The organism is Vibrio sp. 2CM40D, from assembly GCF_023161825.1.
GTDB lineage: Bacteria > Pseudomonadota > Gammaproteobacteria > Enterobacterales > Vibrionaceae > Vibrio > Vibrio alginolyticus.
The window spans coordinates 167,119-193,887 of record NZ_JALNTL010000007.1 but is presented as its reverse complement, the minus strand read 5'-3'; the positions used below and the strand labels follow the sequence as shown (position 1 = coordinate 193,887).

26 protein-coding genes are annotated in these 26,769 nt (G+C 43.9%); 9 read left to right on the top strand and 17 right to left on the bottom strand.

Features of this window, described 5'->3' with window-relative positions; translation table 11 throughout:
- Positions 1-111: 111 nt before the first annotated feature.
- The 11 genes from MTF70_RS17395 to MTF70_RS17345 all read right to left on the bottom strand — a co-directional run bounded on the left by MTF70_RS17395 (position 112) and on the right by MTF70_RS17345 (position 12,678).
- Positions 112-1,476 carry an O-antigen ligase family protein gene (locus MTF70_RS17395; RefSeq protein ID WP_205460945.1) on the bottom strand — a complete coding sequence of 455 codons (1,365 nt, stop codon included), beginning with the start codon at positions 1,474-1,476 and terminating at the stop codon, positions 112-114.
- Complete coding sequence (locus tag MTF70_RS17390; protein WP_042522930.1) at positions 1,473-2,903, bottom strand: lipopolysaccharide biosynthesis protein; 1,431 nt, start codon at positions 2,901-2,903, stop codon at positions 1,473-1,475. The genes MTF70_RS17395 and MTF70_RS17390 overlap by 4 nt, the downstream gene beginning before the upstream one ends.
- Entirely contained in the window at positions 2,896-4,068 is a 1,173-nt protein-coding gene (locus MTF70_RS17385) for a glycosyltransferase (protein WP_042522932.1), read from the bottom strand. The genes MTF70_RS17390 and MTF70_RS17385 overlap by 8 nt, the downstream gene beginning before the upstream one ends.
- 11 nt (positions 4,069-4,079) lie before the next feature.
- Positions 4,080-5,264, bottom strand: a complete 1,185-nt coding sequence (locus MTF70_RS17380) for a glycosyltransferase (protein WP_042522934.1) — start codon at positions 5,262-5,264, stop codon at positions 4,080-4,082.
- Positions 5,265-5,408: 144 nt separating this feature from the next.
- Positions 5,409-6,479, bottom strand: a complete 1,071-nt coding sequence (locus tag MTF70_RS17375) for a glycosyltransferase family 4 protein (RefSeq protein ID WP_042522936.1) — start codon at positions 6,477-6,479, stop codon at positions 5,409-5,411.
- A complete protein-coding gene (locus MTF70_RS17370; protein WP_042522937.1) occupies positions 6,454-7,980 on the bottom strand; it encodes a sigma-54 dependent transcriptional regulator in 1,527 nt (508 codons plus the stop codon). The genes MTF70_RS17375 and MTF70_RS17370 overlap by 26 nt, the downstream gene beginning before the upstream one ends.
- A gap of 307 nt (positions 7,981-8,287) precedes the next feature.
- The gene (locus MTF70_RS17365; protein WP_005377636.1) at positions 8,288-8,668 is read right to left on the bottom strand and encodes an Hpt domain-containing protein; all 381 of its coding nucleotides are present in this window, start codon (positions 8,666-8,668) and stop codon (positions 8,288-8,290) included.
- 11 nt (positions 8,669-8,679) lie between these two features.
- Positions 8,680-9,366 carry an AAA family ATPase gene (locus tag MTF70_RS17360; protein WP_005377635.1) on the bottom strand — a complete coding sequence of 229 codons (687 nt, stop codon included), beginning with the start codon at positions 9,364-9,366 and terminating at the stop codon, positions 8,680-8,682.
- Positions 9,366-11,468, bottom strand: coding sequence for an SLBB domain-containing protein (locus MTF70_RS17355; protein ID WP_017820662.1), 2,103 nt, complete (start codon positions 11,466-11,468; stop codon positions 9,366-9,368). Before MTF70_RS17355 ends, MTF70_RS17360 begins: the two co-directional genes overlap by 1 nt.
- Complete coding sequence (locus MTF70_RS17350; RefSeq protein WP_017820663.1) at positions 11,465-12,331, bottom strand: OmpA family protein; 867 nt, start codon at positions 12,329-12,331, stop codon at positions 11,465-11,467. Before MTF70_RS17350 ends, MTF70_RS17355 begins: the two co-directional genes overlap by 4 nt.
- A 26-nt stretch (positions 12,332-12,357) precedes the next feature.
- Entirely contained in the window at positions 12,358-12,678 is a 321-nt protein-coding gene (locus MTF70_RS17345) for an STAS domain-containing protein (RefSeq protein WP_017634929.1), read from the bottom strand.
- Between the two features lie 422 nt (positions 12,679-13,100).
- On the opposite strand from MTF70_RS17345, the gene MTF70_RS17340 reads away from it, so the two are divergent.
- On the top strand, positions 13,101-13,946 hold the full coding sequence (locus MTF70_RS17340; protein WP_205460946.1) for a DNA ligase: 846 nt from the start codon (positions 13,101-13,103) through the stop codon (positions 13,944-13,946).
- 15 nt (positions 13,947-13,961) lie between these two features.
- On the opposite strand, the gene MTF70_RS17335 is transcribed toward MTF70_RS17340, so the two are convergent.
- Together MTF70_RS17335 and MTF70_RS17330 are read right to left on the bottom strand one after the other, a co-directional pair.
- A complete protein-coding gene (locus tag MTF70_RS17335; RefSeq protein WP_047102254.1) occupies positions 13,962-14,960 on the bottom strand; it encodes a DUF3080 domain-containing protein in 999 nt (332 codons plus the stop codon).
- Positions 14,961-15,094: 134 nt separating this feature from the next.
- Entirely contained in the window at positions 15,095-16,465 is a 1,371-nt protein-coding gene (locus MTF70_RS17330) for an MATE family efflux transporter (protein WP_151514769.1), read from the bottom strand.
- 392 nt (positions 16,466-16,857) lie between these two features.
- Between MTF70_RS17330 and MTF70_RS17325 the strand changes: the two genes are divergently transcribed.
- Positions 16,858-17,469: a riboflavin synthase subunit alpha gene (locus MTF70_RS17325; protein WP_205460947.1), complete on the top strand. Its 612-nt coding sequence runs from the start codon at positions 16,858-16,860 to the stop codon at positions 17,467-17,469.
- Between the two features lie 75 nt (positions 17,470-17,544).
- Here MTF70_RS17325 and MTF70_RS17320 read toward each other — a convergent pair whose 3' ends face one another.
- Both MTF70_RS17320 and MTF70_RS17315 read right to left on the bottom strand, forming a co-directional pair.
- A complete protein-coding gene (locus tag MTF70_RS17320) occupies positions 17,545-17,739 on the bottom strand; it encodes a CPXCG motif-containing cysteine-rich protein (RefSeq protein WP_017634925.1) in 195 nt (64 codons plus the stop codon).
- A gap of 253 nt (positions 17,740-17,992) precedes the next feature.
- Complete coding sequence (locus tag MTF70_RS17315) at positions 17,993-18,859, bottom strand: fructosamine kinase family protein (RefSeq protein ID WP_005377623.1); 867 nt, start codon at positions 18,857-18,859, stop codon at positions 17,993-17,995.
- A gap of 224 nt (positions 18,860-19,083) precedes the next feature.
- Here MTF70_RS17315 and MTF70_RS17310 point away from each other — a divergent pair, with 224 nt between their 5' ends.
- The 3 genes from MTF70_RS17310 to MTF70_RS17300 all read left to right on the top strand — a co-directional run bounded on the left by MTF70_RS17310 (position 19,084) and on the right by MTF70_RS17300 (position 21,555).
- Complete coding sequence (locus tag MTF70_RS17310; protein WP_151514771.1) at positions 19,084-20,058, top strand: response regulator; 975 nt, start codon at positions 19,084-19,086, stop codon at positions 20,056-20,058.
- Positions 20,058-21,020, top strand: a complete 963-nt coding sequence (locus MTF70_RS17305) for a GGDEF domain-containing protein (protein ID WP_025766666.1) — start codon at positions 20,058-20,060, stop codon at positions 21,018-21,020. The genes MTF70_RS17310 and MTF70_RS17305 overlap by 1 nt, the downstream gene beginning before the upstream one ends.
- A 190-nt stretch (positions 21,021-21,210) precedes the next feature.
- A complete protein-coding gene (locus MTF70_RS17300; protein WP_005377620.1) occupies positions 21,211-21,555 on the top strand; it encodes a DUF3802 family protein in 345 nt (114 codons plus the stop codon).
- A 45-nt stretch (positions 21,556-21,600) separates the two neighbouring features.
- On the opposite strand, the gene MTF70_RS17295 is transcribed toward MTF70_RS17300, so the two are convergent.
- Positions 21,601-22,095 (bottom strand): NlpC/P60 family protein, encoded by a 495-nt coding sequence (locus tag MTF70_RS17295; RefSeq protein WP_186584267.1) that lies wholly within the window; start codon positions 22,093-22,095, stop codon positions 21,601-21,603.
- Between the two features lie 134 nt (positions 22,096-22,229).
- On the opposite strand from MTF70_RS17295, the gene MTF70_RS17290 reads away from it, so the two are divergent.
- From MTF70_RS17290 to MTF70_RS17275, 4 genes are all read left to right on the top strand, one after another.
- Complete coding sequence (locus MTF70_RS17290) at positions 22,230-24,248, top strand: methyl-accepting chemotaxis protein (protein WP_186584266.1); 2,019 nt, start codon at positions 22,230-22,232, stop codon at positions 24,246-24,248.
- A gap of 270 nt (positions 24,249-24,518) precedes the next feature.
- Positions 24,519-24,932: an NUDIX domain-containing protein gene (locus MTF70_RS17285; RefSeq protein ID WP_025766662.1), complete on the top strand. Its 414-nt coding sequence runs from the start codon at positions 24,519-24,521 to the stop codon at positions 24,930-24,932.
- A 210-nt stretch (positions 24,933-25,142) separates the two neighbouring features.
- Positions 25,143-25,523 carry a hypothetical protein gene (locus tag MTF70_RS17280; protein ID WP_025766661.1) on the top strand — a complete coding sequence of 127 codons (381 nt, stop codon included), beginning with the start codon at positions 25,143-25,145 and terminating at the stop codon, positions 25,521-25,523.
- Positions 25,524-25,571: 48 nt separating this feature from the next.
- Positions 25,572-25,790: a hypothetical protein gene (locus MTF70_RS17275; protein WP_005389537.1), complete on the top strand. Its 219-nt coding sequence runs from the start codon at positions 25,572-25,574 to the stop codon at positions 25,788-25,790.
- A gap of 103 nt (positions 25,791-25,893) precedes the next feature.
- On the opposite strand, the gene MTF70_RS17270 is transcribed toward MTF70_RS17275, so the two are convergent.
- Positions 25,894-26,709, bottom strand: coding sequence for a sterol desaturase family protein (locus MTF70_RS17270; protein WP_031777247.1), 816 nt, complete (start codon positions 26,707-26,709; stop codon positions 25,894-25,896).
- Between the last annotated feature and the right edge of the window lie 60 nt (positions 26,710-26,769).

The window sequence follows — 26,769 nt, the reverse complement described above, 5'->3', positions numbered from 1 at the left end:
CTCTCCTTGAGTCTTAGTTACTTGATTACTAATTAAGTGAGTAATCACAATGCGTGCCAAGGAATTAGCCATTTTAAAACAGTGAGTTATGGGTTTTGTTTATGTTTGAAACTAGTATTTCTCATTTTGACAGTCACTTTGAACAATTCGGCTAACGACAACTGTTAATGCCGCTAGAATGTAAATTGGCCAGGTGAAACCTTGAGTCAGAAAAGTGCCTGATACGATGGTACCGATAAGCCCACTTAACACGGCGTTTGCTCCTACAGAGAGGGTGTAATCTGATTTTGGTGTCAACAATGAGATGGAATGCAAAGAGGTGCGGATCAATGACACAATTAAAGTAATGAACACCGCGAGCCCGACAAAACCCGTTTCTGCTAACACGCCAAACCAAGTACTATGGACCGCGTGGTTGATACCATCCCAGTGTGGGCTGTAGAAATAGTAATTAAAGTAAAAGTTATCTAGACCTACGCCAGTCAACGGATGATGCAGCGCCATTTTAAATGCCGCTTCCCACGCATAAAGTCGCCCCATCGCAGAGGCATCTATACCATCCTCAGCGGCTCCCCCCGATTCTCGTCCTGAAATACCAGCGAATGCGTAGAGTACGATCGCTGCGATAGCGCCTAATACCAAGACTAATGTTTTGCTTTTGATGTGTTTAAAAGCAAAGTAGGCAAATACAGACAGTGAACCTAGTAACCCCCCGCGGCTCTGCGTCTCAATGATCGCAAAGAACAAAACCAAACAGGTGATAAGGGCAAAGAGCCTGAGATGCTTGGGGGAATGCTTCTCCATCAATTGACTAACGGTAAAGGCAAGGGGAAACATCAGCACTAGTGCCAAATCGTTAGGATCGCCAAGTACTGAACCTATGGAGCGTCCTATCGACACGCGCGTCCCTTCGACTAAATCAATGCCATTCGCAGCGTTTTGTAATGCCACTAAGCCAATCAATAATCCGGCGAAAATAATTGCTTTTGACATCTGAGCGAGCTGTGAAGGTTTAGTAATAAGCCAGGTGATGGCCAACGTCATAATGATGATTTTCCAATAGGTATTTTTGAACACCGTTATTGCGATATCACGACTGGAAGCGAATATTATTCCGATGATCACCAGACCCCAAAATATACACAGCCACTTTAATGAAGGGTGCCAAAAAGCTGTAATCTGGCGGCTTATAAGAAGGTGAAAGGCGAGTGCGGCGAGTGCCCCCAGTGATAACAGTAATGGGATCTTGAAGTTATAGATAACAGGAAAGGCTTCGTGAATACGAAAGAATGAAAAAATAACGAACAGTGTGACAAGCCAAAACGTTTGATTGAGAACAAACAGTAACGCGAGTGGTGCGAAACACAACGCAACAATCAAAATGGGATGAGGCATAACAATCCAAAGCAGGCCGATACAGACTGTAATCGTCAGTGCTGCGATGGACTGTTTTGTTCTCACCTTGGTTTCATTCATAACGAGTATCTCTTCACCTGTCCACGCCTTTTCACTATGTATCGAGTGAGAGCATTTAGCGTCTCTTTACTCATGTAGCGAGTGGCTATCCCTGCCAGCAAACTGCATGTCAAAATGCAAATTGCGATGGCGATGCCTATTGATTGTGAAGAGTGAAGCAGGAACAGTGCCACACCGGATATAATCTGTAATAAAACCATCAGACTTAGGTGGAAAGGCAACGCCATACATTGTTGGCCTACTACATAAGTCAGGCCCAGCTTACACAGTTGTGCGTAATAAAGCGCAATGAACACCCCATAAATACCCAGAGAAGATAAGCCAAACAGCAAAGCAATCGCAACGCACGCAGAGACGACATTTATACCCAGTAGCCAGCGAGTACGACGCTTGTACAAAATGGAAATATTAATGAGTTCGCTCCATTCTTTTAACATGGCGATAGGCAGCAAGAATAAGCTGAATAGTACCGCCTCATGATAGGTTTCTGGCAGTAAGTAGGTGATCATCACCATTGCTAATGTGCCGACCACTACACTCAAACCTGTAATGTAAATCATACCTAAGTGTGTGATGCGCACTGCTTCAGTGTTCTTGCGCCCTTCTAAGTAATTAAATCGACGTGGCATCCACCACATGCCAAATGGCTGCACTAAAATACACATGCCCACTGCAAATTTTACCGCTATCGCGTAAATCCCTAACGTCGCAAGAGAAGTGTTGGCACCAATGAACCAGCGCTCAGCGCCATTGAGGCAGAACGCAACCAATCCAGCCATCATCATTGGTAGGCAGTAGTTTAGGTATTGTTTTGCCAATGTCAGCTTAGGAAGGGTGACATTGTAACGGTTAACGATGTGCAGCCAAACAAATTGAGTAATAGCAGCCAACAAGCCCCCCCACAAAACAGAAATAACATGGGGATGAACAGACAGCGCCGCGACGATAAAAATGACCTGAAAAATGGTGGTAGTGACCATGACGTTAAGCAGTGTTCTTGCTTTGTCGTCTTGTGTTCTTAACCAGGCAGTGCCGATTGCAATACTGCCCTCTAGAACGATGGCAAACATAACAATAGCAAATTCGACTCGCGTAAAAGGCGCGGGAATGGGGGCGATTAAAATGATAGTGAGCAAGCTAAGAGCGACGACGCCAGCGATGAGTAAAGCAAGTGAGTACAGCTGGTTTAGTAGGCTTGTGCGCGTATTTTGATCCTTTTCAACGCCGACGAATCGATAAAGCGCTTCATGCAAAGCGAAACTGACAAACAAGGTCGTAACAACACCAAAGGTTGTTAGAAGCTCAAGCTTGCCCATTTGCTCTGGTGAGAGAAAGTGGGGCAATACAGGCAGCATGATTAGGCTGATGCTTTTATTGATCACTAAGGCGATAGCAAATAGCGTCATGTTGGTCATTGCTTTAGACATGATCATATCCTTTGATGTCTCGCGGTGTCTTGAGTGTGCAATCATTGTTGGTAGCAATTTCGGCAGCAAGGTGCTGGGCGATTGGCAAATAACAACGTTCGGCTGTGTATAGTTGAGAAACATTGAGTGCTTCGATACCCATCGTTACTTTCATCCACGGCGATTCATTCAAAAGGCGAATTGCGTTGTGTAGCGAAGCCACATTGTTAGGCGTGTATTTAATACAATTTCGGCCGTGAGTTAACACGCGGTCCCAATAACTATCATCATGTGGAATGACGACACACATACCTGCAGCGAGAGCCTCCAAAATAGATAACCCAAAAGGTTCGTTGATACTGGTGGAAACAAACACACCACACTGTGAACGCAATTCATCTAAGTTGTTTGGGCACTCATGCCATTCAACACCTTGTGTGTTGAAGTCCGGTGTTGAATATTCCACACCTGCCACGTTAGGTTTGATGTAACACACGGTGGATTTGATCTTTTTCGACTCATCAAGTGTTAAAGCATCAAGCAAAAGATCGATGTTCTTCCATTTTAGTAAGCTAGCTGCCCAGAAAACGCGGCTTGAAATCGGATTCGCTTGTTTTGGCCAGCGATCTTTCGATAATCCATTAACAAACGTAGATGTATTCAAACCACACCAATAGCGTTCGGTGGCTGGCTTCTCTGTTTTGAGGTAGGCCTGTAATGCTTCTACCATTGATTCGCGGGTGTTTGCCAAGTAGTAAATTGCCGATGCTTTTACTAAGCAGTAGCCAGCAGATCTCGATCGTCCAATAGGGCCATGAACCATCTGTACCACAGGCTTTTTGCTAATTAATCGTAGTAAGTACAAAGGCATATCATTACTTGGGCAAGATAGGCCCAAAAAGCTATCTATCTTTGGAAGCTTCATGCACGCGTAGAGAAGTTGGAGAAAGTAGTAAGCGTTCATCAACCAGTAGGTCAGGCCATGAGTCGAGTTAAATGGTGACGGTTTTATTTTTATAACTTGCACATGCGGTGTACCACTAAGCAGTGACGCCCAATGCTCTGGATTTGTAGTGAGTAGATAACCAATCACGTTCAGCTTATCGCACTGCTTAAGGAGCTCTGCATTCGCGATTTTGGATCCACCTTGCATTGGGATGGCGTCGAACATCAATACACGTTTCATGACCGGGCTCCTCAATTGATGCTCAACCAGCGTGAAAGAGGCTTCATGCAGTGAGTCATTGGCATTGGTGTAATGGCGTTGTTATTAAGTTCACCTTCGTAAATACGTTCAATAGCGTTGATAGATGCAGTCGTCGTTAAGTGCTGGCTAGCATGTAGGTAAGCGTTTTCCGCCAGCTTGTTTCTTAATGCCGCGTCTTGCATGACTTGTTGAATCGCGTTTAACAGGCTCGCCATTCCACTGTTCTGGTACAGCAATGCAGAGTGATTATGCTCGAACAACTCAGGAATGCCTCCCGTTTTAGGAGCCACGATAGGCAGTTGAGCTAAAGCCGCTTCCCCGAGCACGAGACCAAAGGCCTCTTCATAGGCGCCGCTAATAAAAGCGTCTGCATTACCACACATCCACGCTCCAGCATTGTGTTGCTCTCCGACAAAGTGCACTCGTTCTTGGATACCAAGATCTGCGGCAAGCTGTTGCAATGCTTCTCTTTCTTCGCCGTCACCAACAATAACAAGGTGAGGGTTGTGGTGGTGGTAGTTGTGCATGCGCATTGCCCGAATAAGGCGGTCAAACCCTTTGCGCTTAATCAGCGAACCCACCGACAGAAAGGTAAAGGCCTGTGATGGGATTCCGAGGCGATCTTTAATGTCGATGGGTGTATCCACGCCTTGAAGTGACACGCCGTTGTGTACGACATGAAGTTGGTTTTGCGGGTAGCCGTCCTGAAGAATTTCGCGTCCAACATCTTTGCTAACGCAAATCAATTTTGGAGAGAGGTGAAGTCCGAGAGAGAAGCGATCGCGCAATGTATAATGGCAATGAAGTTGCGTGACAAGTGGTATATGATTCATGCGAGCAGCCAAACACATCCATTGACAAGGGCCGCCGCTATTGACGTGTACCAAGTCGATGCTGTGCTTTTCGATCAAAGCTGAGCCTTGTTTGATAAGGCTATTCCACCCGCTAATATCCCAGCGTGGAGCGCTCCAACCACCAACCAAATTGAAGGATGAATGTTCCGCTTCAATTCCGAGCGATTGGCACTTATCGATTAGTGGTTGGCAGTTTGACCATACGAATGGCTCAAACTTATTGCGGTCGATTCCAGAAATGAGATCCAGAAGCACTACTTCACTGCCGCGAATCCAATTATCACCATAATGAACATATAGAATGCGTTTTGGCGTAGTCATAAGTCACCTCTGTCTCATCATTAATCTGCGTTAACTGCTGAGCTGCAATAGAGATGCCAAAATATGCCATTAGTTTATGTGATTGAATCTTATATGATATTTATGTTTGGAACTCATCATTCTCATATTGAGAACCAATATGGATTAGTGATCCGTTTCAATTTGATATTTTTGTAGCAATACGGGAATCACACTTTGCGCTGAGAAATCATCAATGATGGTTTGTCGAGCATTCTGGCGAATGAGTGATTGTTGCGCTTCACCAATCGATATCCAGTCATGAAGACATTTAGCAAGAGAGGGAATGTCTTCGACGATAAAACCATTTTTACCCGTTTGGATAATATCTGGAAGACGACCTACACGTAAGCTCATCACGGCAATGCCTCTCGACATGGCTTCCAGCGCCGCCATTGGAAGACCCTCATAACGAGAAGAGATGATAAGTACGCTGATATTTTCCCAAACACCTTCCATATCGGTTTGATGGCCGAAGAAAGTCACGTTTGGAGGGGCAGTTTGATTAAGCGACTCTTTTTCTGGGCCATCACCGTACACACTAAACTGTAATGTTGGACAGAGCCTCGCTACCTCAATAAATTGATCGGCGCCTTTTTCCTGACTCAATCGGCCGACAAAAGCGATCTCCTGATAGTTGAGTTGACTGTTGGGAATCGAAACAAAGTTATTCAGCAGTTCTGAAGAACAAAAAACTTTGCGCTGAATACTTGGACTGACAGCAAAGCAATGGTCAGATAGGCTGCCTGAGCTTCTATCAAGCCAATCGTATAGCCATAGTTTCCCTGAGGACGATTCACCAGCATGATAAGTTGAAATCAAACGAGGAAACGTACGGGTGAGCAGTTTGGCGCAGCGCGACAAAATCGACGCTTTATAACCATGGGAGTGAACCACTGAGGGTTGGTGATTGGCGACGGCGCTTGTTAGGTGTTTAATTTTTAAAGCTTTATTGGGCTCGCCAGACAAATAGTTTAAGTAACTCACAGGGATCGCGGCTTCTTTTGCCTTCTGTACAATCTGAGCAGCTGGTGAATACTCAGTGGTTAGCACAACTCGAGCTTTGTGTCCAAAGGCGATTAATCCCCGAGCTAGCTCGATAACGTGACTTTCAATGCCGCCGAATAGACGGCTATCAAGCAAGATCCAAATTTCACCAATGGCAGGTTTATCAAGATTGTTCGAGATTAATTTCATCCGCTTCCCACGCTTGTTTTTTTCGGTAAACCGTAGATGGGCTTAACTCCAGCATGACAGCGGCGTTGAGGACGTTGCCATCACAGTACGCAATTGCGTTTTGAATTGCTTCACGCTCTACTTGCCACATAGGGCGAATGGTTCCATCAGAGTTAAAGTACGGTGAGGTAGCAGCAGAGGACGGTGTACCAGGCAGCTCCGCTGCGGTAATCGACGGTTCGACCGCAGAAGGTGAAGGTTCCTCAGTATAAACAGGTGGTGGTGTGATTGGTGCAATGTTTGCTGACTCTTGAGCAACATGCGCAGGTGTCGTTGTTTTCGTAACTTTAGACTTTTTAGTGAGTTGAGCGGGTAGGTGGCTCACCGTGACTTTTTCGTCGTTATTGAGCACCACAATGTTACGTATGATGTTTTGTAGTTGCCTTACATTACCCGGCCATTCGTAATGCTTGATGATATGTTGAGCTTCACTGTCGATTGTTGAGAATTTCTTTTTGTCCTGTTTGGCGTAAGTGGTCAAGAAGTGCTTGGCAAGCGTGACGATGTCACTTCCTCGTTCACGTAATGGGGGCATATCGATAGGTATAACGTGCACACGGTAGTATAAGTCTTCACGAAAACGACCTTCTTCTACTTCTGTTAATGGATTTCGGTTAGTGGCACAAATGATTCTCACATCCACTTTCATTTCTCGAGTGCCACCAAGAGGGGTGTAAGTGCCCGTTTGTAGAAAGCGGAGCAACTTCTTTTGCATCTCAAGTTCCATTTCACACAGCTCATCAAGAAAAAGCGTGCCACCATGTGCCAGCGTCGCCGCACCTTTTCGATCTGTTGTTGCTCCAGTAAAGGCCCCTTTAACGTGACCAAAAATCTCACTTTCCATCAAATCTCGTGGAATAGCCCCACAGTTAATTGCAATAAAAGGCTTGTCTTTACGGTCACTCTGGCGGTGGACGGCTTCAGCACAAACTTCTTTACCTGTGCCGCTTTCTCCCACAATAAACACACTGGCAGAAGTTGGCGCAACAGCATCAATGGTCTTGTATACCGCCTGCATCGGGAGGCTTGAACCGATGAATCCGTGATAGTTGTGGCGATCAAACTTGGATTGAATATTTTCCACCAAATCTTCCAATTTGGCGCGTTTAAGGTGCAATGCAACTGACGTTTTTAGGCGATCAGCGTTTATGGGCTTTTCTAAGAAATCTTCCGCACCTTTTTGAATTAGATTAACGGCTAAGTCGACGCTGCCGTGCGCCGTAGCAATAATAACGGACGTAGGAATGTCATTCTGGTTGATCCAATCCAGCACGTCTTCGCCAGACATGTCGGGCAGTTTCAAATCGAGAATGATGAGCTGAGGTTTGCTTCTTTCAATAAATTGAATCGCTTCGCGACCTGTCTCGACATGAAAAATGTCATAAGGTTCGTCTTTCACATACTGCTTATAAAGTATGGCTAGTGAAGTAGAGTCCTCTACCAGTAACACCCTTGGTCTCATAGTCCCATCCCAACGTAGTTTGTTTCATTTTTTATGATTTTTGTCAGCACTACTATTTGGCATTATGAGTGGTTTATAGCTCTCTAGTGCTGAAAATTCTCAATTTGAGAAAAGCGTTATTTAAGTATTAGCACAAGGTAGGAAATTTGCGAAAAATCCATACTTTTTAATTGATTAAGTATACCCAAATAATTTCAAGGTGTGTGGCTTGGCGAGGGTGACTGAATTTGGAGCCTAAATTTCTGAGATGATGTCGGCATCGCGCTTTATCAAACGCGATGCTTCGCTAGGGAGTAAGACACTGATACTACTCAAACCCTTGAGCTTTTCGCTTTTCTAACGCATCAAACGATTCATTGGCGAGTTGAGGAAGTGTTTCACAAAGCTCCAATGCTTTTGGTATTTTTCCTTCGACACAGTACTTCTCAATCATTCTTGCTTGTCTTGAAAGCGTTCGATTGCCTAGAGCGAGAGCAGAACTGCCCAGTGTGTGAACCTCGAACTCTAATGTTTGAAGGTCTTTTGTGCTTAATGCTTGCTCTATTTTCTCCATGCGATCGCGTGACTCTTCGACATAGTGATCAATCAAGGTAGGGATGATTTCGGCGCACGTATCTTTGATCATTTGCTGAAGAATATGCTCATCCACTAATTCTTGCTCGATAGTCAATGTGTTATTTATCGTCATAATAGCGCTCCCTATAACATAAACAGTTCGCTTTTTTTAATTTGCTGAGACAGTTTTTCTTTCCACTTTTTTGGTAAGAAACGCAGCTTGGAAACTTGGCGGATTAACTCATCTTTCAGGCTTGGAGTGTGCTTCATGTTCAGTACAGAACCAATCAAGTTCGCATCGCTAGCATCGAGTAGCTTTTTGGCTTGCTCGAGCTGGGTTGCAGTCGTAGAGCCATAATGCGCTACTAACAAAGTAGCATCACATACGCCAGCAATCACTTGAGGCGCAATATTGCTTCGGTTGACACTGAGAAGTGGTGATGTATCTATCACGACGCGCTCGTACTGCGTTAACCATTGTGCAATGTTTTGTTTCAGCGTTGTTGGGTCTCGGTACGCTAACTGAGTACTGGCGAGAGATGGAGCTGGGAGGCCGACTAAAGTTTGGTGTGTATTCTCTCGTGTGATCAAATGGCCAACCTTCTCGTCATCATCAAATTCGTGAACAGTGTGATAAGCGGGTTTGAATAAGTTAAGGTCTACATACAAAGTATTGTGGCCTGCTAAAACCAAGCGCTCTGCAAGAGATGAAGCCACGGAAGTGACACCATCTTCAGATTTACAACCCACAACACAAATCGTTTTGTGGCCTTTCTGTTCACTCTGAAGATAAATTTGCTCAATCTCAGCGTGAGTTGCAGGAATAGTCATTACAACGCTCCTATTAACACGATGGTTGTGGTGATTTGTAAAATATCTCTTAGTCCGGCCCTCGCTTTTTCAACAAAGCTTTCGTCTTTATGGGGAATGTAAATTGTGTCGCCTGCGCGAATGACTGGCAGCTCATAAATGTTGGCTGTTTTACTAAAGTTCACCAAATCAAATGTTCGGGCTTGGCCTTGGCAGCAAGACATATTGACCACACTGATCTTTTCAAGGTAGGCATTATCAGTTGGTCCTCCTGCTTCCGCTAAGAGATCAAGCACAGTCATGTTGTCATTGAATACGTACCGCCCTGGGTCTCTTACTTCACCTAATACGCGTACCGTGGACTCTTTTGAACGATCTAACCAGTTTTTGTTTTTTTCTGGAATGTAAATGGTATCACCGGGACGAACGTGGGGCAGAATTGACTCATCGCCTGTTTCAAAGTACATCGATAAATTCAATTTACTCACTTTGGCATAACCTAGGCCTCGGTGTGTGACACGGATGTTGTGAATATCTGCATCCATTGTCGGTCCATCGGCGGCAGACAAAATATCCAGAAAATGCATATCTTCGGTGAAACGATAGCGCCCAGGTGCATTGATTTGCCCGAAAACGTATATCGATGCGTCAGAGCTTTGGCTTACCCATTGCGACTTATTATCGGATGGGTCGTCAGGCAATGCATGTACCCTTACGACTGTACCAGCGGAAACTTGAGGTAGGCTTGATGTTGGTGAGCCATCCAGAATGTATTGGTCTAAGTCAAATTGTGTCATTTGACCGTTATTGGCGACTTCAATTTTGGTGGTATCAGCTCGTCGAGTTGGGCCACCAACGTGTGCAAGCAGATCAATCAAATCCATTTCGTCTGACCACTCGATGCGTCCAGGGCGAACAACTTCTCCCATCACTGCGACCGCTCGACTAGGTGCTACTTTTAACCAAGACTTCTCATTGAAATCGGTTTTCTCCGGCACGAAAATCGCGTCTCCTGGTCCAACATTTGGTGGTCTGGCTGAAGATAGTCCTTCTGTATGCGCGGTAAGATCGAATTTGATGACTTTGCCATCGGCTTTTATAACGCGAATTTGGCGAGATTCTGCGTAGCGAGTGGGCCCGCCAGCGTTTGCGAGGATATCCATGAAGCTAGCGCCTTGCTTGCCTTCGTATGCCCCAGGATGGGCGACTTCACCCATCACGTAAACCACATTTGCACCTGCTTTGATTTCTTCTTCCTGTTTTGGGACAAAGATGGTGGCACCTGGCAGGATCTCCGGCAGTAGGCTTTGGTCTCCAGTATCAAGGTACTTTTTCAGGTTAAACATGGTTGGGTTATTGTTTGTTATCACGCGAATTTGCTCAACACTGGCATATCGTGTCACGCCGCCAGCTCGCATTACGACATCAACTAGCGTGGTATTTGGCTTGTATGAGAACGAGCCAGGTGCGTTGACTTCACCAAAGACTTTGATTGCACGAGCGGAATCTGCGCTGTCACCTGAATTCGCGAGTTTTGCTGCATCAAACTCTTGCTCAATATTCCCTACGAGTGGGGAAGCGGGGACAAATAAGACATCCAGTGATTCTAGTTTTGGCAGCTGGCTATTGTCACCCGTATCAAGGAAGCGTTTGTAGTCAAATTCAATGTTTTTATTTCCACGTTTCACGATCATTTTATCAAGCTGAGCCCCTGCGCGCAGGCCGCCAGCTTCGTACACAAACATTTGAATGTTGGACCCAGAAGGTAAGGTATATTCACCGGGTTTGACCACGTAGCCTTGAACGGACACTAACAACTGTTGCTGTTTAATAAAAACTCGAGCGTTGTTAACGTCACGATACACGGTCTTTAGCCTGTCGATAATCACGTCTTGGAGTTGTTGTTCATTGTAGCCGGCCACTAATACAGGGCCGACTTCTGGTAAATTAATTCGTCCACGACGATCGACCTGAAACCCTTGGTTTAACGACGCCTCTCCGGGTAAGTTAATCTGTATTAAATCACCGACCTTAACAGTATTGCTCTCATCCGCTATGGAAGAAGGTACCCACGCAACCAGACACAACAACATTAAGAGGATAAATGGTTTCATCGTGTTCATAGCGCGCCTCCTGCCGTTGAGTTGCGGTTTATTGAGGTATCGCTATCTGAATTAGGGCTAATAACCTCGATGCTTACCCGACGATTAGTTAAACGCACGGCGGATGTTTCACCTTCATAGAGTGGCAGGTTATCTCCGACAGATTTGGTAGTGACTCTCTCTGAAGTGATACCAAATACGGTTAGGTAACGCTTTACTTGTTCCGCACGCGCTTGAGCAAGTTTCTGGTTGTAATCGGGTGTTCCAGTTGCATCCGCATGCCCCGTTACTACAAGAGATAGGTTGGGGTGGTCACGTAAAATGTAGGCTGCTTCTGCCAAATGTCCCATGTACTTCGGGTTGATTTCTGCTGAATCGACAGCAAACTGGTTGTCGATATTAAGTAGTGCATAGATATCCGAGACTATGTTTAGGTCGCTACGTAGTGCTTCAATATCATCGGGCGGTGTGCAAGTTGTTTGGCTCAGTACGTAGTCGAGTTGTTGTTCGAGCTGGTTTAAGCGTCGACGCTGAATCACAAGGTCGTTGGCAGCGTCGAGTAAAAGCCCACCTTCTAACTCGCGCGCAATTCTATTTTGTTTTTCAAGGGCCTGAACAACTGCCGCAGGAAAACACCAGCGCGCGCCCTCTTGGATTAGTGCGTCTAGATGTAACTTGGTCAATTGCCAATCAAACCTTAACCCATGTTCTGGACCTAAAGGCTCGTCAGGCATTACTGGGGAAAACTGATAATTCTCGATCGAGATATCTTGATAGCTTTCCGCCAAGCCACCTTTCCCGTGTTCTGGGTAGTCAAACGACGAACAACCAAACATGCCGACCACAAGACCACTTACTGCATATCGTCGTAAAAGATTTACCATGCCAACCTCCGTTTAAACCGGTATTTTTAGTGTCCTTTTGAGTTAACGGGAATGGCATGGTTGATACGAAGCAAGCTCATGATTTCTAAAGGTTGGCCTGATACGTTTTCAATACTCATACTTCTTTCACGTTCAACTAGACGCTTATATAAGTAAACAATGGCACCAATCCCTGAAGAATCAAGAAATTGGACGTGCTGTAGGTTAATTTCGACTTCTTTGTGATGATTGTTGTGAATTACTTCATCAATGTGATGTTGTGCTTGTCGACAGCCGCTTGCGTCTAAGTCACCAAAAAACTCAATGGCTAACTTGTCTTGATTGATTTCTAGTTTGCGTAATTCCATGACTCTGTCTCCGTTTGTTTTTCTAATTGGATATAGAGCAGGTAACGTGCCAATTTTAAACTATTTAAAAATCAAAAGTTTAAGCGCTGTTGATGATATTGTTCAATTTGAGAAAGGACTGATTCTCAAATTGAGAATCAAAAATGCACAGAGAAATGGTTTGCTTATAAGAGGTGTTGAACCTAAAGAAGTCATTAGAGCGGGGGATCTCGTCATGATTAGATTCCAACTCGATTGACGAACCATCCGCCTTAAGTGAATAACGTGTAACGACTAAATGCAAAACCTGTCTAAAGTTTATGATTATCTTTGCAAATTATTACTAATGTTGATTGTTATGAGTCGAAGAACAACTAGTAATAAATAGGTCATCGAGAGGACTTACGTTTCAATAAAGACGATTTTTTGTACAAGGTCTTCTTATGCCATTAAAAATGACATTAATTGCGCTGGCTGTTATGGCAGCGTCTTCACAGCTTCAAGCGGATACTTCTCTCGCACCACCAGTTTCTCTTGCACAAAGCTATCAGGATGGCATTGATGTGTCTGAATATTGGTATAGCGAAAAACTTGATGGTGTTCGCGCTTATTGGACTGGGCAACATCTCGTGACGAGAAATGGTAATCGAATCTACGCCCCAGATTGGTATACAGGACCTTTGCCTGATTATCCGTTGGACGGTGAACTTTGGGCTGGGAGAGGTAACTTCCATCTTGTTCAGCAAACGGTATTAGATAAAACTCCTGTAGAGTCTGCTTGGCGACATATCGACTTTATGATCTTTGATATGCCATATTCCGCTGGTGATTATCGGAAGCGTTATTACAACATCAAAGATTTAGTGCTTGAAGTCGACCAGCCTCATATCAAATATGTCGAGCACCGAGCCATTCAAAATGAAGCTCATCTGTTTACACAGTTGGATAAAATTTCAATATCCGACGGTGAAGGGGTGATGTTGCGGAAGGTATCAAGCCGCTATCAGGCTGGACGCGGTAGTGATTTGCTTAAACTAAAACGATACGCAGATGATGAAGCGTTAGTTGTGGGTTATAAGCCAGGAACAGGGCGCTTATTAGGTATGATGGGAGCAATGTTAGTTCGCTTACCAAATGGCATTGAGTTTTACATCGGTAGCGGATTTACCGATGAAGTGCGTCGCCAGCCTCCGAAAATTGGTTCAACCATTACATTTAGATATAACGGTTTTACACATACTGGTAAACCGCGTTTTGCTCGATTCTTGCGTGAAAGGTTGAAGGAATAGAACGCTCTGCACTTACTAGTTGCCAACGGTTACGCCACATCGTTTGAAGAGACCCTGCCAAAACTGAACGTGGTTTAGGGTTTCTTGCCTAAATGTCCTATGTGCCTCAATGATGCCATACTGGTGACCATGGAGTTGCATACGGTTCTCCACCAAAGTGGCACCATCATTAAGTTGTTGATAGGTACTGTCTAAATAAGCCAAATAAGGTTGCACTTCTTCAACGTAAATGGATTGAAAGACATTTCTTAAGTAGCGGAACTGAGTGGTGTCTCTGTTCGGCCCGCACAATACATTGCTCTGGTTCTGCTCAAGTAGCTGAGTTGTCGCTTTTAACCAAAGGGATGTATTTACCATTGAATAGTAAAGTCGTCCGAGTAAACGAGATTTCTCTAACTCTTCTTGATATTGCGTAACTTCCACATCGGGTAGACGTGAGACCGCGCGGTGGGGTAAATCATACATTTCGCTGAAAATACGATAGACATCGTTAATGCGTGCAATATCATTCGTCGTATTTTGAGATAGCCAATCAGAGGCAGTTAGTTGCTTTTGCATGGCGTCACTTACGAGTAGTAAGTTGTCGAGATGAATGTCTAAATGTTGCCACTTGGTTGCGTAAAGCTCTGCCAATGTCGCGCGTTCTTCATCGCTAAGTGGAAATTCGGATAAACATCGATTCATGACTCTTAAAAGGGCAGTTTGATAATCAAAATCATGAAAGGCATCCTGCACCTTTCCAAGTTGTGAGTTTTTCTCGGCAAGTAAATTAAAGAGTCCGCACTGTCGTAATTGATAGCTCTCTAGCAGGCCAATAGATAGCCTTGGCAATGGCTCGAACAAAACGCGTTTCGCAGGAATCGTTACCGTAGACTGTAGTGTTATTGGAATAGCAGGAACGTCCAATACATTGGCTACACGTTGATGATACTTATCAAACATGGCGTTCTCTGGATTGAACCAGTTATCACAACCATTAAGAATCAAGATTAAGAACAATAAAATAGACCGCACAAATATCCTTTTTTCTAACTTCGTATCCGTTGTCTAGAGAGCAAAATCAACCGCTTTGTAATCTTGTTATAAGTATACTCAACCGTGTGATTATTCGATCAAAAAAGCCAGCGGATGCTGGCTTTTTTTACTTTTTATTGAACTGAAAAGTTCAATTGCACTTCTGGCTCTTGGCGATGCATCCAACGCATTCTGACGCCTAACATAAAGGCCGCAGAAGATAGGCCGATGATAAAACCAAGCCAGAAGCCTTGTGCTCCCATTGGCTCAACAATCCAGTCTGTACGGCCAAGGACGTAACCAATTGGCAAGCCAAGAATCCAATAAGCAATAAAAGTACGGTTGAAGATGGCTCGCATGTCTTTATAGCCGCGTAATGCACCAGCTGCGATCACTTGAACCGCATCCGTACATTGATAAACAGCGGCAAACACGAGCAGGTGCATCGCTAGAGTGATTACCTCTGGGTTGCTAGTATAAAGCTCGGCGATCCACTCGCGAGACAAGACGGTTAAAATCGCTGTGAGAACGGACAAAGCTAGACCAACTATAATGCCGACTCGTGACGCTACGCGCGCGCCATCTACGTTTTCTTCACCAAGTCGATGGCCGACACGAATGCTTACTGCTGCACCAATACTCATTGGTAGCATAAATACCAACGAGGAGAAGTTAATCGCGACTTGATGCGCTGCCACAATGATAGGACCCAGTGGTGAAACGAGCAGCGCAACGACAGCAAACAGTGTCACTTCAAAAAACAGCGCTGCTGCAACAGGAAAGCCGAGTTTGAATAGACGAACTTGCGCTTTCCATTGTGGGCGGTGCCATTCTCCAAATAGATTGATGCTTTTCAATCGCTCTGATGTCATCACATACAGCAATAGCATGGCAAACATGACCCAGTAAACAATCGTGGTTGCTACACCACAGCCAACACCGCCTAATTCAGGTGCACCAAACTTGCCGTACACGAAAATCCAGTTTAGAGGAATGTTGAGCAGCAAACCGATAAAGCCAATCACCATTGCCGGCTTCGTCAATGACATACCATCCGTAAAGCTTCTAAGCGTTTGGAAAAGTAAAAAAGCGGGTACTGCTAATATAACGGCATGAATGTATCCCACCGTTTTTTCTGCCATCAGTGCTTCAACATCCATCAGCCCGAGAATAAACTGGGTTTGAAGCAGGACTGCAATTATCGGCACACTGATCAGCAATGCCAAAACGACGCCTTGCTGAATTTCAAACGGGATTTTCACTCGACGACCAGAGCCATTTAACTGTGCGACAACAGGGACCAATGCCATTAATAAACCCACCCCAAACAAAATGGATGGTAGCCAAATACTTGAAGCGACAGAAACCGCAGCCATGTCGGTGGCGCTAACGCCGCCAGCCATTACGGTATCAACAAACCCCATACCAGTTTGAGCGACAGATGCGATCAATACCGGGGTCGCCAATTTGATAAGACTTGATGCTTCTTCTTTATAGCGATGCACGAAAAATACTCCAGAGCGGAACAATAAGTTGAAAGAATGAGAGTACTCGAGGGCAAAAGATGTGGTGAACGGATCTGATGGTTGATTTTAGTCACGATAAGGTGAAAAAATGCCTCGGAGAAACTCCGCGCAAATGATAAACAATTGTATGTTTATATTCCATAGCTAGGTAGTGAATAGTCGATAACACTGACTGGACGCTCTCTACGCTAAGGATACGCTTTTACTGAGAACAGCAGCGAATCATGGTAATGTTGAAACATGCATGAGAACAAACCAGTGTTCATTGAGCCATGGCTTTATCGTCTGCGGTCTTTATTTCCGGCCCGTAGCGCAGTGTTTAGGGCTTAGTCTTCGACTACAGTTGGTATTAAATCAATAGGTAAAAAGAAATGTTTACAGGAATAGTTCAGGGTACGGCGAAGGTCGTTAAAATTGATAAAAAAGAACGCTTTCAAACGCACGTTGTCGAGTTAAGCGATGAACTTTGTAAAGGGTTAGAAATTGGTGCATCCGTTGCACACAACGGATGTTGTCTAACTGTGACTAAGATCGAAGGCAACCTTATCAGTTTTGATTTAATGCAAGCGACATTGGCTCTTACTAATTTAGGTCGGCTGGTGGAAGGGGATAGCGTAAACATTGAGCGCGCGGCTAAGTTTGGTGACGAAATAGGCGGGCATAGCATGTCTGGTCATATTAGTTTAACGGCAGATATTGTCGATATCATCGATACGCCCAATAACCGCACGATTTGGTTCCAACTGCCGCAAGAATCAATGAAATATGTATTAGCGAAAGGTTACATCGGTTTAGATGGTTGCTCGCTAACTATTGGTGAAGTTGAAACGTGTCGTTTTTCAGTACATCTAATTCCAGAAACCTTGCAGCGAACGCTTTTCGGAGTGAGACAAGTAGGGGAGCGCGTTAATATTGAGTTTGATCCTCAGACTCAAGCAATTGTTGATACTGTTGAGCGCGTTCTTGCAGCAAAACAGCTTTAGAATGAGAAAAAGGAGCCTAGTGCTCCTTTTTCATTTAAGCGTTTTTATATTTCTGATGTTCACATGCTCGAGCTGCTATTCGTAATTGTCATCGATAAATAGTTCGACCTTATCTTGTAACTCATCCACTCGCATATTTAGGTGGATAGCGTGGCAACAAGCTGGGCAATCATCATAAAACTCTTGGTCACCATTACTTGCATCCAATGTAATGCCGATAGAGTGTCCGCAATGCGGGCACTTTACATACCTTTCGGTATAATTTTTCATACAACAACTCCTAATCTCGCAGGGCTTTTAAACACACTATTCATCAAGGAAGCACAGCCCTTTACTTACTTTGCCTACAAGGAAAATAGGCACAATCCAAAGTTAAGTCTCCTTTGATATTAGGTCGAGTTGTTGCTAATTGAGTCGAAATAAGTACAAAACTTGACCCCAAACTCAACCTTGAGCTTAGGGTGATTTTCTGTAGTGATGTGCCTCGAGATTTTACATCTTGAAATATGCAGTGGCTTCCAAATTAATAAGAAATGATTTTATTAATAACCAGTTGAGCCTGTTCCAAGTAATGGCCGCCAAACAAATTACAATGGTTGAGAACATGGTAAAGGTTATAGATATCTTTACGTTCCTCATAGCTTGAAGAAAGTGGCATAACCGATTCGTAGCCTTGATAAAATTCTGGTTGAAATCCACCAAAAAGCTCTGTCATCGCAATATCACACTCCCTGTCCCCCCAATAGCACGCAGGATCGTAACAGATAGGACCGAATGCAGTGAGTGCCGCATTTCCATTCCATAAATCGCCATGCAACAAAGAAGGTTCCGGAGCATGGTTTGCTAGCCGCTGTTTTACGACATCGATAAAGTCATCGATATCAACCAAGGTGACGCCTTTTTCTTTAAGGAGCTGTAATTGCCAACCTATGCGTTGCTCAGCAAAGAATACACACCATTTCTTGTGCCATTTGTTGGGCTGTAGAGTCGAACCGAGATAGTTGTCGGTATCAAAACCAAACTCTTTTTGCTCGCCCCACTGGTGTAGGTGAGCTAATTGTTGCCCAAATTTAAAGCTGTTGGGACCATCTTCTAATGGTTTCGTTGGAAGGTAGTTAAGAATTAGGAATGAGGCATTTTTGGTTTTACCAACCAATACCACCTCAGGTACAAATAGGGTGGATGTTTCACGCAAAAGATGCAGGCTTTCAGCTTCTACCTCAAACTTAGACAAAAACTCGCGATCGTTAATTTTCACAAAATAACGTTGCTCACCATCATTGATCATGTAGCTTTCACTGATATCCCCACCAGACAGCCTTACTTTTTCCGTGATCTGGTAATCGAACAATAAAGTATCAGAAAGCTGTTGCGATATTGCTTGCCACATACAAAACCTCGCGAATCTATTTGACCACCAATAGTTTAGGATAAATAGCAGGGAGTTGGCGTTATGTTGAGCATACTTAGTAAAGAAACCTTCCTCTTAGTGTAGTCAATTTGTATAAATGTGAATCAAATCGCTTATAAGCCTCTGATTTGTTGGCTTAGCATATGGAGATGAACGTTTACAACAGGTATTATGATTTTTTTGACGTTAGTTCCATTGGTGGCATGAAAATACTGATATGTGATGACTCAGCTGTTGCAAGAAAGCTTATTGCGCGTTCTATCGTACAAGATACATCATTGCATCTTATTGAAGCGCAAGATGGTTATGAGGCGCTTAATATTCTTGCTGAGCAAAATATCGATATTTTGTTTCTCGATTTAACGATGCCCATAATGGATGGTTTTGAGGTCCTCGAATCATTACCTGTTAGTCAGTACGCGACCAAAATCGTCATTATTTCTGGAGATGTTCAACAAGAGGCAAAACAGCGCTGTCTCGATCTTGGTGCTCAAGCTTTTATCGCTAAGCCTCTGACAGAAGAGCAGGTGCTCCCACTATACGAACAATTAGGGCTGCATTATGCGTTCAAACCTAGTCATTCGGTTGATTCTAAAAGCCAGGGTTGCGAAGAGCTTTCCTTACTAGCCAAATTCCGTGAAATTGCGAACATTGCCCTTGGTAAAGGGGCTGCGATTATGGCCGACCATTTACATGAGTTCATCCAACTTCCTGTTCCTCATGTTGGACCTTTGTCCTACGGCGAGCTTCATATGACACTGGTTGATGTGGTTGGGCGTGACAGTTCCGTTGCGGTAGCGCAGAGGTTTGTCGGTGGTGGTATTCACGGAGAGGCACTGGTGTGTTTACGTGGTAGGGATATCAATCAGATTGGGGAAAAATTAGGTTATCTCCTTGAGTTTACGCCTCATAATGAAATCATCTTGAATATTTCTAACCTACTGGTTTCGTCATTTCTCACATCGTTGGGCGATCAACTCGACAAGCAATTCTCACTTCGTCAGCCAGGCATTGTGGATACCTTAACACCTTATTGTGAAGAGCAAGGCGAGTTGGGTGAGCTCTTTACTATCGAATACACCTACATGGCAGAAGCGCTCGATTTCGAGTGCGAGGTACTGTTTTTAATTGATAAGCCATCCGTAGAAATAATCTATGAAATCATGGAGCTAATCTAATGTCCGATATCACGCTGGACATAGCAGACTTTCATTGGGTCACACAAATTCTCGATACGATGGATTCAGGGCTTATTGTTTTGGATCAAGAGTATAAAGTGTGTGTGTGGAACAGTTTTATGCAGTCATACAGTGGCGTTCTATCACAAGAAATTCTTGGTGAATGTTTATTTGAGCATTTTGAAGAGCTGCCAAGAACTTGGCTAGAAACCAAGATAAAAGCTGCCGCCGATCTGGAAACTCGTTCTTTTTCTAGCTGGGAAAACCGACCGTACCTTTTTAAGTTCAACAACTTTTCTCCGGTTTCAAACAGCAGTGATTTTATGTATCAAGATATCGTGATCACGCCGTTAATTGGGCTTTCAGGAGAGGTCAGCCACATAGCGATTCAAGTCAATGATGTTTCTGAAACTGCGAGAAATCGCATTCATTTGAAAGAAACAAATCAACATTTGTCGGAAATCAGTCGCAAAGATGGTTTAACAGGTTTATTTAATCGCGCTTATTGGGAGCAATCATTGAAAGATGAGTTTGCTCACTTAAAAGTTATCGACGGACCATGCTCATTAGTAATATTCGATATCGACCACTTTAAGAAGGTGAATGATACTTATGGTCACCCGACAGGGGACGAAGTCATTCGTCGAACCTCTGCCTTGTTGAGAAAAACAGCAAGGAGCAGTGACATCTGCGGTCGTTTTGGTGGTGAAGAGTTTACCGTACTACTTCCTCACACAAACCAGGAGCAAGCTTGCTATTTCGCAGAGCGTTTGCGCAAAAGAATTGAGCAAGAGATCGTGAAAGTGGAAGATTTTTTGATTAATTACACGATAAGTATTGGTGTTTGCGAGTATAAGCCTTATTTTGAAACTCACACTCAATGGTTAAAGAGTGCCGATGCTGCGCTGTATCGTGCAAAAGAAAATGGTCGTAACCAAACCTGTTTGCATGAAAATGACTGAAATATAAAAAGGTTTGAAGAAACCCTGTATCCGAATTCAGTGAAGCAAAGCTCAATTGTTTGAAAATCATCCAGTTGGTTCGTGAATGTTTGTTAATATGAAATAAGTTAATGAAATTTTCTCGGCATGTCTTACTATTGAAACTATTCTGCTTTCAGCTTCGAAGGCTTGCAATAAACGGAGAAAAACAGTGGTTTTAGAAACCGATGGATATCTCGCTCTTATCGAGCACTTGTCTCTAAATCTAGATATTTTTACGACCGAAATTGGCGACACTGGATCCGAAAGCATCGAAGATGTTGTCACCGATATGGTGGCTTCAAACATCATGGCGATTTTTGAGCAAAATCCAGAACTTCACTCGAGCGTACGCTTCAAATTATTGAAAGAGGCTGATGCAGTTGTTGAAGATCTTGGTGAGATATTGGCTGGGGTATGGCATAAAAAAGCGACCAATGAACAGATCACGTTCCTTGATGAATACATCGCTCTGGTCAAAAATCTGTTCGATAATGCTGTTGCGACTTACGACTGATATTGTTTTAACTTACAGCAATGTCCGGTTAAAGAGTGAGAGGAGTTACATTGTAACTCTTCTTATTTGCCAAAACTTAGATGCCCAGTATGGGTTGTCGATTCTTGAAATAATCACACCTCTAGACGTCGATGCATGCATGAACTGCTTGTTACCCAAGTAAATTCCGACATGATAAGTTGTACGTCTTGTTTTAAAAAACACTAGATCCCCTTGCTTGGCATCCGTCCAACTTAACTCCACACCTTGCTTTGATTGCTGCTTCGTTGTCCTTGGTAACGAGAGCTGATAAGCCTCAATAAACGCTTTTTGTACAAATGCTGAGCAATCAATTCCAGATTTCTGTGTCCCGCCTAAGCGATAAGGCGTGCCGTGCCACTCTGAGTAAAAGTCGAACAAGTCAGGGTTGTCCGACAATAGCTGATTTGTAGGTGTTGTCACCTGTGCTTGCTCACTAGGCTCAGGCCCAGAAGAGCAGGCGCTTAGTAGCACACTGATTATCAAAGGAAAATATACTCGACGCAAATCACCACCTGTCATCTCTATGACTCACAACTGAAATATTAGTGTCATAACCAATCCATAGTATGGGCTGCAAATCACGGTTTTGTCTCACAAATGTGACGGAATCACTGCAGAACCGATTCAACCTTAAGAAAGAATAAAAATTGATTATGGCAAAGCGAAAACGCTCACGCACATCACTTTCACTGATTCAGGCTGTCAGTGCAACATTTTTAACTATCATTGTTCTTGTTATAGCCCTTTCTGTCTCAAGTTTCAAAGGAATGGAACAGGTAGGGGAACAATTTGAAGACTTGTCGCAAAAAGCATTACCAATCGCGATGGCAAACGCAAAGTTAACCAGGAATGTATTGGAGATGGTTAAGCTACTCAACCATGGTATGCAGATTACTGAGCCGAAAGAGTTGCCTCTCATAAAAGAGCAAATCGACTCTCTTGCAACTCAAAGCACAACTTTGGTTGTGGAAGCGTCTGGTGTAGCTCAGCAACTCTCGGAGGAGTTAGACACCAAACTAGCGCGTTTACATAACATCACGCAGTCCATTTTGTTGAAGCAATCTTCGGTGATACAAATTCAAATGGATATTGATGCCGCTGTAGGTGGGTTTCGCTATGGGCTTAGCTCTATCGGCCCGGAAATGAATCGAATCAGTTCGTTCCTTAGTGCTGATAATCCTGAGTCGAGCGATGCCGCTAACCGTTTCATTGCTTCTGCAAGCTCAATGGAAAGTACGTTCTTAGTCATGATGATGCACTCAGAATTAAACAAAGCCGAAAAAGAATACCGAGAAATGCGAAATCGCATAGCAGGTATTAAACTCGCCTATGAAGACTTCCAATCTTTCCATCCTGAAGTAAGTGAATATGCAAGCTTAACCGCACCATATGAGATGGTGAAACAAGGCTTTAGTGAAAAGGGCGTGCTGCGTTTGATCCTCGCCAAACTAGAACAAGGGGAATTGCAACGTTCAGAGTTTAAACAGGCTTCGATGCTTGCGGATGAAACCATGCGGTTACTTGATCAAATCTCCCAAACCGCTGGTCAGTTGATCGATGAAAAAGAGCGGGTGGTCAACGAGACCATTGAATCGGTGAGCGTTGTGCTCGTGTTTGCGGCGTGTGTGATTTCTTTTATTATTCTGGTTACTTGGTTTAGTCTCAAGTCATGGACAAACCGAGGGTTAAGGAATGTACTAACGCGTCTTTCAGCACTTACCGAACATGATTTTCGTGACAAGGCAGAAGAAGTCGGCCCCTATGAGCTGAAAGAAGTAGCACGAAAGTTGAATCAAGTAATCGATTCCACACATGACTCCATTCAAACGGTGACGCGCAATTGTGAAACGCTTTATCAGACGGCAGAAGTAAGTCACAGTGCAGCCGAACAAACAAGTGATGGGTTGGCAACACAAAATGAAGCGTTGTCTAGTATGATCACGACCATAACGCAGCTTGAAGCCTCTATTCGTGAAATAGCAATGGTGACAAATGCATCTTCACAGGACTCGCTCCTTGCAACCCAACACACTGAAAAAGGGGTTCAAGTCGTGGAACAAAACCGCGAACGTTTGGAGTCATTAGAAAGCTCTTTGGATGTAAATGAACAGTCAATGTTAGAGCTAGACCAGCGTGTTAAACAGATTCGTGAAATGGTGGATATGATCAGTGGGATCGCGGACAACACCAACTTGCTTGCTCTCAACGCGGCAATAGAGGCTGCCCGTGCTGGTGAGCAAGGGCGTGGATTTGCGGTTGTCGCTGATGAAGTTCGCAAACTTGCAAGTGATACCTCTCAACAAACGACGAACATCCGAGAAATGATGAGCGAGCTTATTACTGCCGCAGAGCGTTCGCGCCAAGCAGTTAATGATTCAAGAGAAGAAATGACCCACGCGCTAAAGTCCAGTAATGAAGTGAAATCGACATTCTCTGATATCAACCTCGCGGTTAAGCACATTCAAGAACGTGTTGAGCAAATCTCAGTTGCTACAGAAGAACAAGAACGAGCGACGGCAGATGTATCTCAATCCATCACGCATATTTCTGATCTTGGCGAACGCACAAAGCTGCAGCTTGAGTCTATGGTTGAGAGTTCTGAGCAAGTGGCGGAAATTGCCGGGCACCAGCAAGCAATGCTGCACAAGTATGAGCTTCATCAGACCAAGTAAATGAGATGTTTCCACCGACTAAAAGCAGAACCTCGGTTCTGCTTTTTTGTTACGGCTACCCATTCAATGGCTCCTATTTGCATTGCAAGAGTGAGTTACATCTCATCTCGTTCATTTCTAAAGGGTTTAGCTATCACAACGTGATGTTAATGCTTTGTTCGAGGGACTCGTTGACTAGAATGTCGCCAGAATTCAAAGGAACGAATCATGCAGCTTCATGCGATTTTTTTATATCCAGAGAAAGCTAAAGCCATAAGAAGGAGTGGTTTTGTGATCGATAAAGTTTGCCCCGTCGTTCTACGTAATCAAAATCAAGAGATCCTACTTTTTAAACATCCGTTGGCGGGTGTTCAGCTCGTCAAGGGCACTGTTGAAGTGTTTGATGAAAGTTACATCATAGCGGCCAAGCGGGAGCTCGCTGAGGAGTCTGGTATCACACATGTTCGTTCCGCACGATATTTATGCTCATGGGACAGTGGCTTTCAAAATCAAGCATGGCATTTTGTTTTGTGTGAGTGTGCTGATCTCGCTAATTCATGGCTGTTTCATACGCAAGACGATGGTGGACATGATTTCGCGTTCTTCTGGCACGATGTCGAGAGCGGCCTTCCCGCGAATGCACATACTGTGTTTCAGCGCGGGCTGGAAAAGGTACGAGAGTTGCTAAACCAAGGCGTGATTTAAAGGAGGATTCTGTCGTTGCATTGGCGGATTTGGGACAATGACAAAGCAAACACTATGCTTCTACTAGAAGCAAATAAAGAAGGTAGAGTAGCCGTTATTGTTCTCATCGTGTTGATAATGGCACTGTCGATCTCAAAAATGGCGATGAGATTACAAATGTTTAAGTGACTTCTATATGCTTTGCTCATTCATTCAGATAAGGAAACGGTAATGGATAAATTCGTCTTGTTTCTCTTATGCCTTTTTATGACAGTTGGCGGAGTGGTTCATCTTTATGACAACATTGTTGGTGGCTTTTTACCTTACGATTTTGCGCCACGCTGGTTGAATATGTATTGGAGCGCTTTGGGACTATTGGACTTATTAGCAGCGTATCTATTGGTCAAGCATCGCCGCTCTGGCATAGTCGTTATGTTATTGATTCTTATAACCAATGTTATCTTTAGTTCCCACGCTCACTATACATTAGAAATATTAGATAACAACGTCGCCCTACAAATGAAGACACTGTTTTTAGGGTTCTCATTTGGGGTATCTATCTGGTTATGGAATGCGCGAAAACATAGTCAATCGCGCCAAATATTTCGTTAATTATTATTTTCACAACACTCGATTAAGGATTGTAAACAGGGACTCGTTATGAACGATTTTAAAGACTTGGCCAGTTTTGCTGGTTTCAGCGTACTGACAGGTTTGAGCTTTGCCACCACTTTCTTCAGCCTTGCTTTTCTATACAGCTCAATAGAGGCACAGCAAGTAATGAACACCAATGCTTTGGCATGTGCAGTGCTTGGTGTTGTTGGTTTATTTGTTGGTATTACTCAGTTAAACAAAAAGCGTCAGTTAGCAGAAAACTAATCTGTTCTTACACATCATGAGGATGAAGTAGTGTTTAACAGGGGTTTAGGCTTGGTCTATTCGTTTTGTTGACATACTTCATCCAACAATATTTTTTCAACCATTACTTCTTCTCTTTATTGTAGCGAAAGGGCTGCGTTAACAGCTTATCTAATCTTTGCTCTTCTTCGTCTCTAATTTCCGGCACACCAATAACAACATCTTCATGACCCAACTTAGGCTGAGCTCGGTATGTCCCAAAAAAGCGGTCCCAAACTGAAAGGAAAAAACCAAAGTTTGAGTGGGTCTCTTTTACTATCACTGAATGGTGCACGCGATGCATGTCTGGTGTAACGATGACGTTTCGCAGTTTTTGGTCCATAGATAAAGCCAGTTTTGCATTACTGTGATTAAACATCGCGCTCGCATTAAGCACAATTTCAAATACCACAATTCCGATAGGTGAAACACCTAAGATAAACACGGCTGCAATTTTTACTCCCATTGAAATGATTATTTCGAAGGGATGAAAGCGTGCGCCTGTGGTGACGTCTATGTCGAGATCGGCGTGATGCATTCGGTGAATCTTCCACAGCGGTTTTACATGATGAAAGACAACATGCTGAGCGTAAATGACGAAATCAAGCAAAATGACGGTTAGAAAAATATTTAACCAAGCGGGGAGGGACAGAATATTCAGCAGCCCCCATTGTTGCTCCTGAGCTATGACCGCAGCTTGAAAGGCGGCGATAGGCATGATTAAAGCAATAACTAGGCTGTTAAAAGCAACCAATGACAAGTTATTGACCCAACGAAACCTGCGCGAAGCGGTCAGTGTTTTTCTAGGCAATTTGTTCTCCCAAATGGCACAAAGCAATAATACGCCAAGGAAAAAGCCTAATCTGAGCCATGAGGGTTCTTGAAATGTCGTTTCTGTCACTGTCATTCCCTTATTTATTTCTTTATCTATGACCGAGATAAGAGTGAAATTATTTCAACA